Source organism: Kitasatospora sp. NPDC050543, assembly GCF_044457565.1.
GTDB lineage: Bacteria > Actinomycetota > Actinomycetes > Streptomycetales > Streptomycetaceae > Kitasatospora.
In genome coordinates this window covers 1-16658 of record NZ_JBITGZ010000062.1, presented here as the reverse complement: position 1 = coordinate 16658, position 16658 = coordinate 1, and the positions used below count along the sequence as shown (strand labels likewise).

Annotated in this window: 11 protein-coding genes and 4 pseudogenes; 6 read left to right on the top strand and 9 right to left on the bottom strand. The window is 70.8% G+C overall.

Going from position 1 to position 16658, the window contains the following annotated elements; genetic code table 11:
• The 3 genes and pseudogenes from ACIBH3_RS34935 to ACIBH3_RS34925 form a co-directional block, all read right to left on the bottom strand.
• Nucleotides 1–287 (bottom strand): annotated as a pseudogene (locus ACIBH3_RS34935) (hypothetical protein); the annotation flags it as partial.
• Between the two features lie 12 nt (nucleotides 288–299).
• On the bottom strand, nucleotides 300–485 hold the full coding sequence (locus ACIBH3_RS34930; protein WP_396316156.1) for a hypothetical protein: 186 nt from the start codon (nucleotides 483–485) through the stop codon (nucleotides 300–302).
• Between the two features lie 49 nt (nucleotides 486–534).
• Nucleotides 535–1593 (bottom strand): amidohydrolase family protein, encoded by a 1059-nt coding sequence (locus ACIBH3_RS34925; RefSeq protein ID WP_396316155.1) that lies wholly within the window; start codon nucleotides 1591–1593, stop codon nucleotides 535–537.
• A gap of 1086 nt (nucleotides 1594–2679) precedes the next feature.
• Here ACIBH3_RS34925 and ACIBH3_RS34920 point away from each other — a divergent pair.
• Together ACIBH3_RS34920 and ACIBH3_RS34915 are read left to right on the top strand one after the other, a co-directional pair.
• Nucleotides 2680–3810 (top strand): hypothetical protein, encoded by a 1131-nt coding sequence (locus tag ACIBH3_RS34920; RefSeq protein ID WP_396316154.1) that lies wholly within the window; start codon nucleotides 2680–2682, stop codon nucleotides 3808–3810.
• 328 nt (nucleotides 3811–4138) lie between these two features.
• Nucleotides 4139–5377: a hypothetical protein gene (locus tag ACIBH3_RS34915; RefSeq protein ID WP_396316153.1), complete on the top strand. Its 1239-nt coding sequence runs from the start codon at nucleotides 4139–4141 to the stop codon at nucleotides 5375–5377.
• 199 nt (nucleotides 5378–5576) lie between these two features.
• Here ACIBH3_RS34915 and ACIBH3_RS34910 read toward each other — a convergent pair.
• Nucleotides 5577–6462, bottom strand: a pseudogene (locus ACIBH3_RS34910) (LysR family transcriptional regulator).
• Nucleotides 6463–6564: 102 nt separating this feature from the next.
• Between ACIBH3_RS34910 and ACIBH3_RS34905 the strand changes: the two are divergent.
• Entirely contained in the window at nucleotides 6565–7653 is a 1089-nt protein-coding gene (locus ACIBH3_RS34905; RefSeq protein ID WP_396316152.1) for an alcohol dehydrogenase catalytic domain-containing protein, read from the top strand.
• 170 nt (nucleotides 7654–7823) lie between these two features.
• Nucleotides 7824–8396 (top strand): annotated as a pseudogene (locus tag ACIBH3_RS34900) (IS5 family transposase); the annotation flags it as partial.
• Nucleotides 8397–8438: 42 nt separating this feature from the next.
• Here the strand turns inward: ACIBH3_RS34900 and ACIBH3_RS34895 are convergent.
• Nucleotides 8439–9950, bottom strand: coding sequence for an alpha/beta hydrolase family protein (locus tag ACIBH3_RS34895; RefSeq protein WP_396316151.1), 1512 nt, complete (start codon nucleotides 9948–9950; stop codon nucleotides 8439–8441).
• A 259-nt stretch (nucleotides 9951–10209) separates the two neighbouring features.
• Here ACIBH3_RS34895 and ACIBH3_RS34890 point away from each other — a divergent pair, with 259 nt between their 5' ends.
• Nucleotides 10210–11364 carry a sensor histidine kinase gene (locus ACIBH3_RS34890; RefSeq protein ID WP_396316150.1) on the top strand — a complete coding sequence of 385 codons (1155 nt, stop codon included), beginning with the start codon at nucleotides 10210–10212 and terminating at the stop codon, nucleotides 11362–11364.
• On the top strand, nucleotides 11361–12026 hold the full coding sequence (locus tag ACIBH3_RS34885) for a response regulator (RefSeq protein WP_396316149.1): 666 nt from the start codon (nucleotides 11361–11363) through the stop codon (nucleotides 12024–12026). The genes ACIBH3_RS34890 and ACIBH3_RS34885 overlap by 4 nt, the downstream gene beginning before the upstream one ends.
• A gap of 91 nt (nucleotides 12027–12117) precedes the next feature.
• Here the strand turns inward: ACIBH3_RS34885 and ACIBH3_RS34880 are convergent, their stop codons facing one another.
• From ACIBH3_RS34880 to ACIBH3_RS34865, 4 genes and pseudogenes are all read right to left on the bottom strand, one after another.
• A complete protein-coding gene (locus ACIBH3_RS34880; RefSeq protein ID WP_396316148.1) occupies nucleotides 12118–12555 on the bottom strand; it encodes a hypothetical protein in 438 nt (145 codons plus the stop codon).
• 812 nt (nucleotides 12556–13367) lie between these two features.
• A complete protein-coding gene (locus tag ACIBH3_RS34875; protein WP_396316147.1) occupies nucleotides 13368–14588 on the bottom strand; it encodes a transposase in 1221 nt (406 codons plus the stop codon).
• A 125-nt stretch (nucleotides 14589–14713) separates the two neighbouring features.
• Nucleotides 14714–15463, bottom strand: coding sequence for a hypothetical protein (locus ACIBH3_RS34870; RefSeq protein ID WP_396316146.1), 750 nt, complete (start codon nucleotides 15461–15463; stop codon nucleotides 14714–14716).
• A gap of 158 nt (nucleotides 15464–15621) precedes the next feature.
• A pseudogene (locus ACIBH3_RS34865) lies at nucleotides 15622–16461 on the bottom strand (ISAzo13 family transposase); the annotation flags it as partial.
• Between the last annotated feature and the right edge of the window lie 197 nt (nucleotides 16462–16658).

Sequence of the window (16658 nt, the reverse complement as noted above, 5' to 3'; positions counted from 1 at the left end):
GAGGCCCTACCCCCATGCGCCGACCGGCCGACGATCACCCGAACGAGACTCCCGTTCGATCGACACGTCCCACCATCGGTACGACAACGGCTTCTTATGACGGTGGTGTTTGCCGGGTCGGTGTTGGTGTCATGGGATGGTTTCGGGTCGTACTGCGGCCGGGCAACGCCCGCCGCGCCCTCGCCGCCGACGAGCCCGTACGCTACTTCCTGGATGTGCCGCTGCCAGGCCAGCGCCTTCTCCTGCTCGCGTACAAGCACGGTCTGGAACAGTCCCCACTGCGGCACCCCGGCTCCCGGTCACGTTCCGGTCACCGCGAAGTCGGGTGCCGTCACCAGGTGCCCGGCCAGCACCGTCGCGACCTCGCCGTGTCCACCGGCCAGGCGCACCAGCTGCCCTTCCACACCGACCACCTGCCAGGTGCGCCCGTCGAAGACGATGTGCGCGCCCACCGCCAGCACCCGGCGTCCCGCCGGACCGTTCACGCCGCCACCGCCAGGCCCACCGCGGCCACGGCGTCCAGCGGCCGCTCCTTCAACGCGGGTGAGGACGCCGGACCACAGCAGATGAGAGGCCATCTGCGTGGCTGAGTCCGACGTGACCGGTCAGCCGCTCCCAGTTGCCGGACCCGATGGCGGCCTTCTCTTCGGCGGTGAAAGGCGCCTGTTCGAGGAACGACCGGGCGACCCCGCCGCTGGTGTCGACGAAGGGGAAGCCGTCGGGCCGCAGGCCGAATGTGTAGGGGTAGTCGGTCGAGTACAGCATGCGGCCGGTTCCGACGACCTCCGCTGTCCACCGCAGGTAGCGCTCGCTGACCGTGCCACTGCCCGCCACCCAGAAGTTCTGGCGGAAGTAGTCGGCCAGGGGCCGCTCCAGCTTCGCCATCTCCTGCAGAAATCCGACGTGGTCCAGGTAGAACAGGACGACTTCGCCCCAGTGCCCCGCGATCACCTGCAGGTCGGGGTGGCGGTCAAACACGCCGGAGAAGATCATTCGCAGGTACTGCACGCCCAGGTCGTAGTACCAGCCCAGCCCTGCGGTCGCGAGAGCGGGGCCCACACCGTGGGGCAGTCCTGAGTAGTACGCCTCCTGGACCGCCTGCACCGGGGTCTGCGGGTGGAAGTGCAGCGGCACCCGCAGCCGCTCGGCGGTGGCGTAGAGGTCGTCGAACTCCGGTGCGTCGGCCGGCTTGTCGCCCGTGCGCCCGTACAGCATCGCGCCGCGAAATCTGAGCTGCCCGACGACGCGCTCCAGTTCCGCCGCGGCGGCTTCGGGCGAGGGCGTGGGGATGGCCGCAAGTGCCTGGAACCGCTGCGGGTTGGTCTTGACGACCTCCGCGAGCGCGTCGTTCGCCTCCCTCGCAACGCTCACGGCGTCGGCTGGCGCGAGGTTCTGCACGCCCGGTGTGGCCAGGGACAGCACCGCGACGTCCACGCCCTGATCGTCCATGTCGGTCAGGCGCTGCTCGCCGACATCGCGCAGCCGGCGCGCGACCGGGGCGTCGCCGAAGCCAAGTTGCGGGATCTGCGGCACTCCTGCCTTCGCCCAGGCGTCCAGCAGGACCGGCAGGGCCACATGCTCCTCAAGGCCCACGATCCGCAGCTTCTCTGACATCGGAGCTCCCCCTCATCTGGTGATTCCCGTCCGGGATGTGCTGAGGCGGGTCCGGCTGGTTGAGCCGGTCCGTTCGACCTCACCGACAGCGAGTGGAACCGGGCCCGGTCCGGCTGGGGCGACGGGCTGTGCGACGACTGCCGGTCCAAGCAGGCCGAGCAGAAGCGGGCGGAACGCGAGCGGGCCGACGCGGAAGCCGCCGCCGCGGCGGCGAAGGCCGGCGGCTCCTGGTGGCGCCGCTCCTGACCCCGCCGCACTCCCGGTCGGGCCCCCGTGCCGCCGACCTGCGGTGAGTTTGGGCACCGCCGCCGACCTGGGATGGGGAGTGTCCCCGGCCCGGTGGTGAGCTTCGTTCCAGGGCGCTGGTGAGTCTGCCCGCCCGAGCGGTCGGCGACCGGTGCGGATGGCCGGGGCTGGTCCGTTCGGGGGGTCGGGTCCGGCGAAGCGGGCGGAGCCTCCGGCATGATGACTCCCACCAGGACTCGCCGCCGCCGTCCGGCCGCGCTCGTCGGCACCGCACCCGCCGCCCCGGTCCCCTGATCGACAGCAGCATCGTTGCTGACGCCGCCAGCGGAGAACCCCTGCGCCGCCGCGGGGTTCGCCGGGGCCCTCGCCCTGCTGCGGGAGCACGTCGCCCGCTGGTAGGCCGGGCGGCCGCAGCCGCCCGTTTCCCCTGGACACGGGCACGCCCCTGGAGAAGGCCAAGCGGGACCACCGGCGGCTACTGCGCCGCATCCACGAAGTCCGAACGGGTGGGCGCTGTCGCCCGCCGTGAACTTCGCGCACCGTCTTTCAGTCAAACCGGGCACATAGTGTAGTTATGTAGATGCTCTGGGTGATTGCTTGGTTGGCTCTCGTCGCAGTGGACACGTCGGACCCGCCGCTGGCCGCCCAAGTGCTTCCGCCTTCCCCGACCAGTACGACCTCCCCCTGGCTGAACCCGAGATCCGCTCCGGCTTCCTCTCCCTCCACGACGCCGTCGCGCACACCCGTACCGGCCACTGACACCACCACCCCAGCCCCGCCCCGCGGGCGGTGCCGACCCGAATCCCGAAGGAGCACCACATGAGTGTGGTTATACAGACCCAGAGCGTGGACACGGACGCTGCGGATGATGATCCGCTGCTGTCGTACACCGTCACCACCACCCCGAGCCCGCTGAAGGCCTCACCTGAGAACCCGCAGGCCCCCGAGGAGATCGGGGAGATCGTCATCTCGGTGGCCCGGCAGAGCGGCACCCCGGCCGATGTCGAGTGGATCAAGGTGAAGGTCCCGGCGGGTGCGATGGCGCCGGACCTCGCCACCGACCTCGCGAAGATCAGCCCGCGGATCAGCCTCACCGGCTGGACCGTGCGCCTGGACGCCGCCGCCAAGGAGTTCGTCTTCGCGCCCGCCGCCAGCCACGCGCCGATCGGCCCGGACAACGGTTTCACCATCCAGCTGTCCGACATCCCGATGAGCCGCAAGGTCGGCACCGCACCGGTCACCGTCACCGAACGCTCCCGCACCGGAACCAAGGCGTTCAAGACCCGGCCCACCGTCTTCAATCTCGGCAAGTTCCCCGCCGACTTCTACCTCCGCAACTTCCTGTGCGAGCCCTCCATCATCCCCAACGGCGGCGACGTCCACCTCGGCTGGGAACGCTCCGCCAACGCCACCTACGAACTCCTCTACGGTGACGTCAACCGCGACGTCACCAACCGCACCAGCCTGAAACTCGAAGGCATCAGATCCGACACCACCTTCTACCTCCGCGCCACCACCGGCGACCCCACCAACCCCGTCGTCCGCATCCTCTCCGCCCAGGTCACCGTCCTCAAGCCCGACCTCGACATCGGCAACCTCACCGTCAACGGATCCATCACCTTGAACGGACCCGTCGAGGGTCCGACACTGATTCAAGACCTCAGCAATGGAACCTGGAGGGCGCACTATAAAGCCGAGAGCTATGGAATGCTCGTCCTGAATTCATTCAATTCCAACGAGGGGGGCTCTGGAATTGATTTCATTCCGACTTTCAAAGTGAATGGAGTGGAAGGGAGGGCTACTGTTCCTTCATTTGGCATGGAAACTTCCTCAATTCTGCTCCGCAAGGGTGACGAAGCGGATGTCAGCATCAGCTTCAGGGGAACCGGCGGAAGGGTTCCTGCCGGATATATCGGAAAGCTCTATTGGATTCCACTTGGCATCGGATGAGAGCGCGTTGACGGCCGGTGGGCTTGTCGTCAACGGCGGATCAAGCCTGGTGTGCCTGAGGGTGGCCTGTCGGCCCCGGTGTCGGAGGTGATCCCTGTCGCGGACATACCGGGAGGACAAGGGACCTGACCGGGGCGAACTGGGCGGGACAACACGCTGGTCAAGGGGTCGGACAAGGGGCTCGGTCAGACCGCGTACTCCGAGCACGCCCTGGACGTCGCCGCCGGTCGCCGGCCTCCTCGCCAAGGCCGGGATCGGGCACCTGGGCGCCTTCTCCACCGAGGTCGAACACGCCCTGCCCGGCCGCCGCTCGCTCTTCGCGGACCTGGTGCTGCGCGACCCCGGTGGGAAGGTGCCGGTGCTGCTGGTCGAGGTCGACCGGGAGAACGAGGGCACAGGGACGCTGGTGGCCAAGCTCGTCACCTACCGCGCCTGGTGCCAGCTCCCAGCCAAGGGCACCACCAAGAGGACGTTCGAGGCCTCCCTGCGCCGCAACAGGGCCCGCACCCACGAACTGCGCCTGTGGTCGGTTCTCTACCTGCCGACCGGCCGGGTCGTCGAAGCGGGCCGCAAGCGCGCCCGCCGGCCCGGCACCCCGCCGCCCACCCCGGAAGAGAAGAGGGAGAAGGCCAAGCGGGACCACCAGCGGCTGCTGCGCCGCATCCACGACGTCGAGGCCGCCTCCGAGCCCACCTGGTACGCGCCGCCCTACCGGACCGAGGGCATCACGGCCCGCGACCACCACCGCGCCCTGCCCGTCGTCGCCACCACCCTCCCGCTGCTGCGCCGCCGCGGGGCCGGCGCCGCGATCTGGCGCCGGTTCGGCCGTCCCGGCTGGGACGCCCTCGACAACCCGGACGGCGACCGGCTGCGGCACACCGGGCAGGCCCGGGAGAGGGAGCGGGAGGAGGCGGAACGCGAGCGGCGCCGCCCGACCTGCACCCGCTGTAAGGCGAAGTTCTCCAACGAGCGGTGGTCCGAGCACGAGCGAGCCGGCACCTGGGGCGACGACGGGCTGTGCGCCGGCTGCCGCCGACCGGCAGGCGTGGGAGGAGGTCGAGCGCGAGCAGGCAGAAGCCGAAGCCGACGCTGCGGCCGCCGAGGCGAAGCGCGGCGGCTCCTGGTGGCGCCGCTCGTGACCGGCCCGTATCAGCGGGTTGCTTCCGCTTCCGGTTGGGAGTCCCACAGGTTGACCGTCTCCCTCAGCCGCAGTGGCTTGTCGGCCGGTCCCTTCACCACCGGAGGGATGATGCGGTCCTCGTGGGTGCAGCCGCCGTCGGCGTGCAGGGCGGGGTTCATGCAGTGGGAGCGGCGGTGCGGGCGTACCGGCCACCGGCAGGACCACTGCGGGGCCCGCCGGCGGGTCGAGGCGACGGCGTCCTGCTCGGCGGCGGCCCGCGGTGGGCGGTGCGCGCAGTGGACGTGGACGATACGGACGGTGCCCTGGTCGGCGATGCCCTCGCAGGCGTCGCGCTTGACCACCGCCCCCTACCGCTGGACCGGCACCGCGCTGCGCAGCGTCTTCGCGGCAGGGGAGAGCACTTCTCGGTGCACCAGTTGGCTTTAATCACGAGTATTGAAGTCAGCTGTTCACGGGGTTGGGAGGCGCCCAGACCCAGAACCCGAGTTTCTACCTCACCGGGGTACTTGCTGGGCAGCAGTGGGGTGCTCCTGCTGAAAGGGCTCTGGTCACTGCTGAGATACACCTGCTGGTGTGCGCCCTCGGCGGGCTACGGCACCGACGCCGACAGCCCTGGCAGCACGTATCAGGCGGTCGAGGTGATTGCTCGGGTGACGGCCGTGATCGTTGGGGTTGGACGGCCGGGTAGTCGCGCCACGAGAACCCGGCGGATCTCGGGAGGTGCGCCTTCGACGTGCAGCAGGCTCACCCCGGGCGGCAGCATCGGCGAGAGCCAGGGCACCGTTGTCACCCCGAAGCCACCGGCAACCAGCTGAAGCTTCGTCAGCCAGTCGCGTGCGCAGTGGACGATGTGCGGCCGTCCGGGCAGACCGGGCCAGACGCCGAGCAGTGGCTCGGAGTTCGATGCCGGGGTGGCGATCCACGGGGCGTCGACCAGTTCGCCGACGTGCGCCGCGGTGCGGCCGGCGAACTCTCCGGTCGAAGGCACCGCCACGACCAGTTCGGTGTCCGCAACGGTCTCGACGTGCAGGCGCGGCGACTCGCCGTCCAAGGGCCGGTGGGGTGGGCGGGACGTCAGCACGGCGAGGTCGATCGAACCCGCGCGCAGTGCCCGGATCAGGGTGGGTGTGGTGCCCTCGGTAGTCGTGACCGTGATCTGTGGGTCGGTTGCCGCTAGGCGGGCGAGCGAGGGAGGCAGGATGGCCGCGCCCGCGCTCAGGAACAGTCCGAGCCGTACCAATTCGGTCCGCGGGACGGTGCCGGTGAGGTCGCGCTCGGCCGCCGTCAGGCAGTCCAGGATCGTGCGAGCGTGGCGCAGCATGGTCAGACCCGCGGGGGTGAGCCGCACTCCGTCGGGGCGGCGTTCGAACAGGGCGGTGCCAGCGCTTCGTTCGAGGGAGGCGGCCTGGCGTGAGATCGCCGACTGGGTGTAGCCGGGTGGCTGCTGCGGTGAAGCTGCCGGACTCGGCGATCTGTCGCAGGACCCGCAGGCCCGTGCTGGAGATGTCCATGCGGCATACGCATACCACGGATGCGCGATCGTCGCTTCCCGCATGTCCGCCGGGCTCCTAGTGTCGATCGCGACGAACACGGACGAACACGGAGGTCATCACGTGCGAGCAGCAATACTGACCCAGTTCGGTGCTCCACCCTCGGTGCGGGAGGTGTCCGACCCCGAGGCCCACGGCGGCGAGGTGGTGGTCCAGGTGCTCGCCACCTGTGTGGCCCCGTACGCGGCCGAGGTCTTCAGCGGCGAGCGTAACTACCCCCTGGTCCCTCCCGTCGTGCCCGGGATCGGCGGCGTGGGACGGGTCGTCCACGCGGGCCCGGACGCCACCCGGCTGCGCCCCGGCGACCTGGTGTGGTGCGACTCCACGGTGCGCTCGCGGGACGACGCCCTGACGCCCGACATCACGCTCCAGGGCTGGAGCTCGCGCGGCGAGGGCGGCGCGCGGCTTGCCCGGTACCTGCACGACGGATCGTTCGCCGAGCTCATGCGGGTCCCGACGGAGAACGTCTTCCCGCTGCCCGCAGCGGCGGGGGACGACCCGGCCCGCTGGGCCGCGCTCGGCGTGCACGTCATCCCTTACGGCAGGCTGCTGGCCGGCGGGCCCGCAGCCGGTGAGACGCTGCTCGTCAGCGGGGCCACCGGCAACCTCGGCAGCAGTGCGGTCGCGGTCGCGCTCGCAATGGGGGCGGGCCGTGTGGTGGCCCCGGGCCGCAACCGGGCCGCGCTCGACCTTCTCGCTGACCGGTTCGGTCCGCGTGTGCGCCCGGTCCCGCTGACCGGGGACGAGGTCGGCGACCGCGCGGCAATGTCCGCGGCGGGCGACGGCCCGATCGACATGGTGATCGACCTACTACCGCCGAGCGCACCCAGCTCGGCGGCGCGCACGGCAGCCATGACCGTGCGCGAGTACGGCCGCGTCGTTCTCATGGGCGGCGTCGGCATGCTCGGCGGCGACGACCTCGCACTCCCGTACCCATGGATCATGCGCCACTCGATCACCGTGCGCGGCCAGTGGATGTACCCGCGTACGGCGAACGTCGGCATCATCCGGCTCCTCGCCTCCGGCACCCTGGACCTCGCCCCCGAACGGGTCCGGTCGTTCGGCCTCGATGCCGTCAACGACGCCGTCACGTACGCCGCCTCACATGGCGGCCCGTTCGACCGCACCGCCCTCACCCCACCGGCTCGCTGACAAGACCGACTGATCTCCACATGTCAGCGAGCGCCACGCCCCACCGCCCTCACGAGCGCAGGCGCCATACTGCTGCTGTTATTTCTCGTGAACAACCATGAGCCTCAAGATCACCAACTGCTGCCCGAACGGACGAACATACGCTGCCATTTGAAGTGAACGAAGCCAGCCGGGATCCGCAGCCTTCGGCGGCGGTGCTGGACTCGCAGTCGGCCCGCAGTCACCAGGGCGGCCAGGCGATCGGATACGACGCGGGCAAGAGGGTGCGGGGCCGAAAGCGGCACCTGCTGGTGGACACCGGCGGGCTCGTGCTGCGGGCGGTCGTGCACTCGGCCTCGGTGCAGGATCGGGCGGGCGCGAAGTTGGTCCTCACCGGCATCCGGGACCTGTTTCCGCAGGTCGGACTGGTCTTGGTCGACGGCGGCTACGTCAACGTGGTCGATGCCGGCCTGGTCGGCTGGGCGGCCGAGCACGAGAACCTGGAGATCGCCGCGCAATGCGGATGTGAAAGGCTTCCACGTGCTGCCCCGCAGGTGGGTGGTCGAGCGGACATTCTCCTGGCTGGGACGGTGCAGACGGTTGGCACGGACTACGAGCGCAAGACCGCGCACGCCGAAGCGATGATCAAAGTCGCCATGACCCGCCTCATGGCCGCCCGCCTCGCCGGCGAGGAGATCGAACCGCGCGGCCCCATCGAGACCGAAGCAGCCCGCCGCCTCGCCGACGACCTCAAGAACGAGTGATCACCCGTTACCCAACACCTTCTTACGCGCGTGTTCGGCCAATCACGGGGTCAGCCTCGCAGTTCCCCGAGCCCCTGATGGTGAGACCGTGTAGACCTTCCCGTAGGCCCGGAGGGTTTCGGCCGGGTCGCCGGGGCGGCCTCGCAGGACGGCGTCCAGGAAGGCGAGGGTGGCTCCGGCGACGACGCGCGGGCTCTCGGTGCGGCCCAGGGTGCCGACGATCGAGGGCACCGGCGGCAGGTAGAGCGGGCCGTCCATGAAGGTGAGGTGCCCGGCGCCGGGGACGGCAAGCCGGTAGCTCGTCGCGGTGCTGTGCTCGAGGGCGTCGGTGAGGCGGGGCAGGTAGCGCGGGTCGGTGCCGGCGGTGATCTCCTGGGTGAGCGCGAGCGCCGGCTGCTGGAGGGCGGGCGCGGTGGGGCCGTGGGGGTAGCCGTCCAGGTCGACGACGGCGTCGAACCGGCGGTCCTGCCGGGCCGCCTGCAGGGCGGCGGCACCGCCCAGGGAGTGGCCGGCCACCGCGGCGCGGCCGGTGTCCAGGCGTCCGGTCAGCGGTTCGGCGCTCTCGCCCCGGTCCAGCCGTTCCAGCTGGGTGAGGACGAAGCCGAGGTCGGCGGCCCGGACGGCGGTCCAGCCCGCCGCCAGCTCCTCGTCCCGGTCCCGGTCCCCGCTGGAGGCGGTCGTGGCGCGGATGGTGCGGCCGTCGGCGAGGACGACGACGGCGGAGTCGTACGGGTGGTCGAGGGCGGCGACCAGGTAGCCGTGGCTGGCCAGCTCCTCCGCCCAGGCGGTGTTCTGGGTCCGCACCCCGCCCGACCCCGGGGAGAACAGGACGACCGGGAACCGTTCTCCCTCACCGGCCACCGGGGCGTCGACGACCGCACGGCTGCGAGCCCGCGGGACGCCGTCGACCAGGAAGCCGGGCAGGCCGACCCCGCCGGCGAGGGCCTCGGCGACGGTGCGCGCCTCCTGCTCCGTGCGTCCCAGGTACTGGGCCCGCTGGGTGCCGGCGGGGCTCTTCTGTGCGGGGTACCAGAGCTGGGCCACGACCGTGCGCCGGTCGTCCGGATCGGCGGTGAAGCTCTCGGGGCGGAGCGGGTCGGTCCACTGCACCACCCGGGTGCCGACCGCGAAGCCGCCCGACGGCTCGGGGAACTCGGGCACGGGGAAGGCCCAGGCCGCCACCGGGCCAATGGCGATCAGGCCGGCGCAGGCCAGCGATCCCGGCAGGGCCAGCCACCAGCGGGCCCGCCACGCCGGTCGGCCGGTACGGCGTCGCAGCAGGGGCGGGAGGGCGAACGCCGACGCCAGGGCGGCGCCGGCCAGGACCGGCAGCAGCTGCCAGCGGACCCCCACCACGCCCAGCACGGTCGCGGACGCCACGAGCACCGCCCCCGCCCCGATCGTGACGGGCCGGCGGGCGGCCGGGGGGAGCCAGCGCGCCGCCACCAGCGCGAGGGCACCCAGCAGGACGAGGACTTCCGGAAGGGACATCGACAGCCCCGTGATGGTTTCGGTCACCCGGCCATGCTCGACGCCGGGTCCGCGCCGCCGCATCGGTCCCGGGTCGCCGCCGGTTGCCACTCCGGTCGCAACCCGGGCGGGCCGCGGTGCGACCGGAGTGGCAACCGGTCACGCCCGTCCGCCAGCCGCTCTGCGACCGCGGGAGGTGGTGGGCCTCCTCCTGAGGTCGTACCCCGGCAGGGTGCGGTCGGCCGGTGGGCTCATGCGCGCCGCCGCCCCCACGGCCTAGGCTCCGGTTGTACGCGCTGACGGTCCCGGTCGGGCCGCCACGACGACCGATCGACGGGGAGGTGTGACGGTGCGCCACCGGGACCGGGTACCGCCCCTGGTGTGGGACGCGGCGCTGCCGATCCTTCTCCTCCTCAACGTCGTGACCGCCTACCCGGCGCGGGAGCTGCCGGTGGCCGCGGCGCTCACCGCCGCCCTGACGCTCCCCCTGCTGTGGCGGCGCCGGGCCCCGCTCGCGGTGTTCGGCGCCGTGGCGGCCGCGGCCATCGTCCAGTGGCTGATGGACGTCCAACTGCCCGCGGACATCGCCCTGCTGGTGGCCCTCTACACGGCGGCCGCGCACACAGGCCGGCGCGGCACGCTCCTCGCCGGTGCCGTCGTGGAGGGCGGAGCCGTGCTGGCCTGCCTGCGCTGGGCACCGGACGGCGCGTTCCTGACCCCCTTCGTCGCGCTCTCCGCGACGGTCGCCGCCGCCGCCGTCCTCGGGGTGAACGTGCGGACCAGCCGGGCCTACCTCGCCGCCGTGCAGGAACGGGCCGAACGGCTGGCGCTGCACCAAGAGCAGCAGGCACGGCTGGCCGTCGCCGAGGAGCGGGCCCGGATCACCCGCGAGATGCACGACATCGTCACCCACAACCTGTCCGTCATGGTCGCGCTCACCGACGCCGCCGTCTACGCCCAGCACAGGTCCCCGGACCGGGCCACCGCCGCGATGCTGCAGATCTCCGAGACGGGCCGGCAGGCGCTGACCGACATGCGGCGCTCGCTGGGCGTCCTGCGGACCGGCGAGCGGGACGCGGAGCGCCACCCGCCGCCCGGCATCGCCCAGCTGGAGGCCCTCGCCGACCAGATGGGCGCCGCCGGGCTGCCGACCCGCCTGGAGGTCCGCGGCGGCCACACCCACGTCCCCGCCACCGCACAACTCACCGTCTACCGTCTGGTGCAGGAAGCCTTGACCAACACCCTCAAGCACACACCCGCCGGCACCCGCGCGACGGTCCTAATCGAGTGCTCGGCCCAGGCCGTCGGCGTGGCCGTCACCGACAGCGGCCCCCGCCCGGCGCGGCCCGCCGCCGCACCGCCCGGCCACGGCATCCCCGGCATGCGCGAGCGCGCGGCCGCCTACGGGGGGACGCTGCAGGCCGGACCCCTTCCGGGCGGCGGCTGGGGCGTCCGTACCCGACTCCTCCTCAACGGCGGCGGGGCGGCCCCCGCATGACGATCCGCATCCTGATCGCCGACGACGAGGCGCTGCTCCGGATGGCCTTCGGCACGGTCCTGGAGGCCCAGCCCGACATGACACCGGTCGGCGAGGCCGCGGACGGCGCCCAGGCCGTCCGCCTCGCCCGCGAGCTGCGGCCCGATGTCGTCCTCATGGACGTCCGGATGCCCGGGACGGACGGGATCGAGGCGACCCGACAGGTCGTCGAGGTCTCCCCGCAGAGCAGAGTGCTGATCCTGACCACCTTCGACCTGGACGCGTACGCCTTCACCGGTCTCGCCGCCGGAGCCTCGGGCTTCCTGCTGAAGAACACCAGGCCGGAGGAGCTGCTCACCGCGATCCGCAACGTCGCGGCGGGCGACGCGGTGCTCTCCCCGCGGATCACCCGGCGCCTGCTGGAGGACTTCCGTCTGCACCTGCCCGACGACGGCGGCGCCGCCGTCCGCGACGAGCGGCTGGACCGGCTGAGCGCCCGTGAGCGCGAGGTGCTCGTCGAGGTCGGCCGCGGCCTGTCCAACGCCGAGATCGCGGCCGCGCTGTACCTCGCGGAGGCGACCGTGAAGTCCCATCTGGGGCGGATCCTGCACAAGCTCGAACTCCGCGACCGGATCCAGGCCGTGGTCTTCGCCCACGACAACCGCCTGGTCCGCCCGGCCTGAGTAGGGTCGGGGACTGGCGCGGTGGCTGATGCTCCGTTTCCAGTCCCCGACCCTACTAGGGCCTGTTCATAAGCCCTGTTCGAGACAACGGTCAGTCGGCGGGGAGGATGTCATAGAGGCTCACGGCGGGGCGGCCGAGCATTGCTGTCAGCACGCGCTTCTGGCGATCGGTCAACGAAGCCAGGAAGATCACCAAGCCAGCATTCGCCTGGTCGCACGCTTGAGCTACCTCGCGGACCTTTCCGTAGCTCAGCAGGGTCCGCGAGGAGTAGGGCAGGCCCATCTTCTGAACACCGCCGTCCGAGACGCCTCGCCGCTGAACGATCTGCTCGACGACCCGAGCACCCCGGGCTGCAAGTTCTGCAGCCGCCGACGTCATGAGCGCTTCGAAGTCCTTCTGCTTCGCCGAGAAGTAGCCGACCAGGACCAGATCAACGTCGGCGACCGTGAGCTGCGAAGACTGGGGCTGGGCCCGGTCCGATGGCATGCGGCGAGCGAGGCGTCGGTCGCGCCGTCTGGGCTGATGCATGGACGACAGGGTAGAAGTCCGGCCACCTGCAGCGATACCGCGTTTCCGCTGGTCCAGGCCGACCATGAGGATCAGAGCCACTCATTGAAGACGGCGATGGTGACGGTGGCCTCGTAGCGGACGGCGAGCTTGTCGTACCTCGTGGGTGCGCCACGAGGCGCCGTGGAGTCGAGTGAGGTGAGAGACCTTCACCGCCGGGCTGTCGCAGCAACCTGGCTGAAGCTGGGGCAGTTCGTCTCGGGGGATGCCGAGGCGGGCGGTAAGTAGCCCTGACAACGTCGGTACGGACTGGCACTGCCAGACGGTTCGGGTCCGGCTAGCGAGACGGGAAGGTGTACGTGAGGAACCAGTGCTTGACGCCCCGTAATTACGACACCGGCTCCAACCTGGCGGATCTGGGCCGGACGCAGTGCACGACCGGCGCGAGTTGGCGGTCGACTCCGAAGCCGAGTCTACGTATCGGTGGGGAGGCCACGCTGAATGTCTGCGGCGTAGGTGTGGCGATGCTGCTGGGGTAGAGCTGGGCACCTCACCCGTCGATCGACTCCAAGGTGAACGTGGGAACTGTCCGCGGTCGCCCTCCGTGCCGGATCTCCAGTCCGGCCGAGGGCAGGCCCATCGCCGGCTGATGGCCGTCGGACAGGGCGGAGGCTCCGTAGTACTCGGAGGCCGGGGTGCGACACGAGGTCGCACGAGTTGAGTGAGCATCACTGAAGGAGGTTCGGCAATGCCGAAGGTGTAGTTACGGATCAGTGTTCGAGGATCTGTCCCCGGGCCTGACGTGCGTCGCTGGTAACGGCGGGGTGCGAAGCTCAGGTCACCAGGCTCAAGGGCTCCCGTTCCATCCGGGAGCTACAAGTCACGCGGAAGGCCGACAGGGTGAACAACCGTGAACCCCTGATGATGCCTCGTGATCGATGGTGGCCGTGCAGCGCGTACCAGACGACGGTGATCGAGTAGCAGTACAGGCCGAATGGGACGGTGCGGCAGACCGCGTTCTCGGAGCGGTTGCGGGCTTGTCCGACGCCGAGCAGTGTGCGGACCTCGGCGAAGGTGGTCTCGATGGACCACCGCCAGGCGTATCGCGTGCCCAGCGCCGCGGCCGGAGTGGCGAGGTCGGTGGTGACCAGGGCCAGGTCGTAGCCGGTGGTGGTGTCCTCGTCGCGGATCAGGATGACGCGGACGGTCTGGGTGTGGAAGGAGCCGTACCAAAGGCAGCGGACCTCGGCGATCCGGACCTGGTCGGTGCGGCCGTACCGGGCGACGGGCGTGGTGGTGAACGTGGCGGTGGCCGCGAGTTCAGCGGGCGTGCCCAGCCTGACACCCTTGAGGCGGGGGCGGCCGCGCTTGTTGGTCGGCGGCGGCGCGAGGTCGAACAGCACGGCGCCGGCCGGCAGCCGGGTGGTGAGGGTGATCGCCCCGGGCAGGTGGCGCAGTGCCCTGCCGTGGTAGGCGGCGTCCGCCACCACGTGCAGGGGCCGGTCCAGGCACACGGCCAGCAGTCTCACCATCGACGCGGCGAGTTCGACCTTCGACGATCCGGACTTCGGCCGCCGCAGCCGGGCCATCACGGGCAGGCACACCGGCCGAGTGAGGAACGGCAGTTCCACGACGATCCCGACCACCACGAAACAGTTCCCGCGCCCGATCGGCTTCGGGCCCCCGGCGGCGCCGTCGTGCTGCCACGCGGCACCGAACACCTTCTTCCCGCTCCGCTTGAACAAGGTGTCGTCGACCGCGACCGTGATCGCCGCGCCCTGCGGCAGCAACGTTCTGACGATCAGATGGGCCAGCATGATCCCCAGGATGTCGACGTTCCAGCGCGTCCGGGAGAAGAAGGCATGGGCCCGGTCATGCGGCCAGGCACGGGCCAGGCCCGCCCCGGTCAGCATCCCGGTCACCGTGCCGACCCCAGTCTGCGCAACCAGCCCGGTCACCATCGCGGTGAACGTCGTGAACCCCGGCGCGGTGAACACGCACAGCTTCCCCAGCACCGCCAGCAGCGACGCGGGCACCATCGGACTCGCGGGCATCGGCTTCCCCTCCCCAGGCGCGGTCGCCACAAACGCCGATGCTGCCGACGCTCCGGCCCGCCGCGGACGCGAACAGCCGGCCCCGCCCGGGTGGAGACCGCTGTTCGGCTCCAGTGCGCCGACCGCTACCGGCGCGGCCCGAACAAGCGACGCCGCCGCGACGGCTGCTCGGGGAAGGCGACCTCGAAGTGGAAACCGTCGTCGCCGACCACGCGCCGCAGCGTCCGCAACACCTTCTCGGGATCGTCGTAGGGGCCGTTGACGAAGAAGGGCTTGCCGTCCCGGCCGAAACCGATCGGGCTGGGTCCGGCAGGTTCGCCGAGCAGCACGGCGGCCTCCGTGAACTCCTCGGCGAGCTCCCCCTCGGGTTCGAACCCGAAGCCGCGCGCATAGGCGACGGCCCCGAAAACCAGAGCGCGCGCGAGGTCGGCCGGAACCTGCACACGCCCCTCGAAGGCGCTGAAGTACAGCCCCCGGTGCCCGGCCAGCCGACTCTCACTCATCGACTCCGGGGCAAGCGCGTTCTTCACCCCCAGACACCACACGTCCAACAGGAACCCCGCGACCTGCGCCTTCGTCGAGCGCGTACTGTCCGCGGCGACGAGCACCGCGACCAGGCCCCGCACCTCCTCCGCATCGGAAGCCCCGGGATCAAGGCCCATCCACTGCGGCGCACCCTCGAGATCCACACTGCGGCTCCAGCCGGCGTTCACCCAGCAACGAGGCTCGCCCCGACCCGACCCCGAAGCCACAGCCGCGCCATTCAGCACCCCGACAACATCTCCGGCGCTCATCCCCGTCGCCCTGGCGATCGCCTTCACCGACCGACCCTGCTGATCAAGCAGCCGCACCCGCGCAACAAGCAACTCATCCACAGCCGCACCCTACGGCCAACGCCAAGCACCCAGGAGCCGAACGCCAATAGTCCCACCCACCCGAGCGACCCTGCGAAAACTGCGAAAGTCGAGACCCAGCCCGGACAAGCAGAAACGGCCCGCCAGCCGAGCTGACGAGCCGTCATGCAAGATCGAGGCTGGGGCGGGACCGGTGGGATGCCGTCGCGGCAGTGTTTCTCGGGACGCAGGGTGTAGTTCCAGTCCCCGTGCCAGTGGTGGCGGTCCAGCGGCAGGGCTGCCATCTGTGTGTCGCCGATCGTGATGCCGGTCGGGTAGTTGTTGGTGTCCAGGGCGGCGGTGACGGTCAGTCCGGTGCTGGTGGTGCTTGCGGCGATGCAGTTCAGTACGACTTCGTGGCTGGTCAGGGGCCTGCCGCGCCAGTTCATGCTGATGTGGGCGAACAGGCGGTGCTCGATGCGGTTCCACTTCGATGTGCCCGGCGGCAGTGTGCAGACGGTGACGGCCAGGCCGGTCTGTTCGGCGAACGCGGCGAGTTCGGTCTTGAAGGACCTGCGCCGGTAGCCGTTGGACCCGCCGGCGTCGCAGGTGATCAGCAGCCGTCCGGCCTGCGGATAGGTGTCCTTGCCGATCGCGGTCCACCAGCGGCGCAGGGACTCCACGGCGAACGCGGCGGTGTCGTGGTCGATGCCTACGTTGACCCAGCCGGTGTTCGCCGACACGTCGTAGACCCCGAGCGCGGGCACCAGTTCCGGGTCCAGGTCGGCCAGCTTCTTGCGGCCCCCGCCAGGCCGACGGACCCGACCGCTCGGCTCCACCGCGCCGTCCAGTTCGTCCACTCCACGCGAGACGGTACCCTCGCGCATTCCCGCAGCCCGAGCCACCACCCGGATCCCGCCATGCCCTAACGATCGCGCCTCAGCCCCAGCTGCCAGACGGCGTTGCCGCTCATCCAGGTGCGGGAACAGCACCTCGAACTTCGCCGTCAGCGACGCCTCGATCTCCACGAATATGCCCATACCACAACAACGATGCCCCGAACGGGAAGCAACGCTTTGTTCTCCGGCAAGCCCTAACTTCGTGGCATTGGGCGATGACGATCCAGGTCCAGCGGTCGACGGTGTCAATCCCCTGGTTTCGTAGAGGCCTTCCTATGCAGCCAGTCCCTCGTTCAGGCGACCGGCTCGTGCCTCGCTGATGATCCGTTCGAACTCCG

Bases quoted from the DNA above. Each gene is read 5' to 3' on its own strand.
- ACIBH3_RS34875 (WP_396316147.1), bottom strand. From the start codon at position 14,588: ATGCCCGCGAGTCCGATGGTGCCCGCGTCGCTGCTGGCGGTGCTGGGG.
- ACIBH3_RS34895 (WP_396316151.1), bottom strand. From the start codon at position 9,950: ATGCGGCGGCGCGGACCCGGCGTCGAGCATGGCCGGGTGACCGAAACC.
- ACIBH3_RS34920 (WP_396316154.1), top strand. From the start codon at position 2,680: ATGAGTGTGGTTATACAGACCCAGAGCGTGGACACGGACGCTGCGGAT.
- ACIBH3_RS34880 (WP_396316148.1), bottom strand. From the start codon at position 12,555: ATGCATCAGCCCAGACGGCGCGACCGACGCCTCGCTCGCCGCATGCCA.
- ACIBH3_RS34885 (WP_396316149.1), top strand. From the start codon at position 11,361: ATGACGATCCGCATCCTGATCGCCGACGACGAGGCGCTGCTCCGGATG.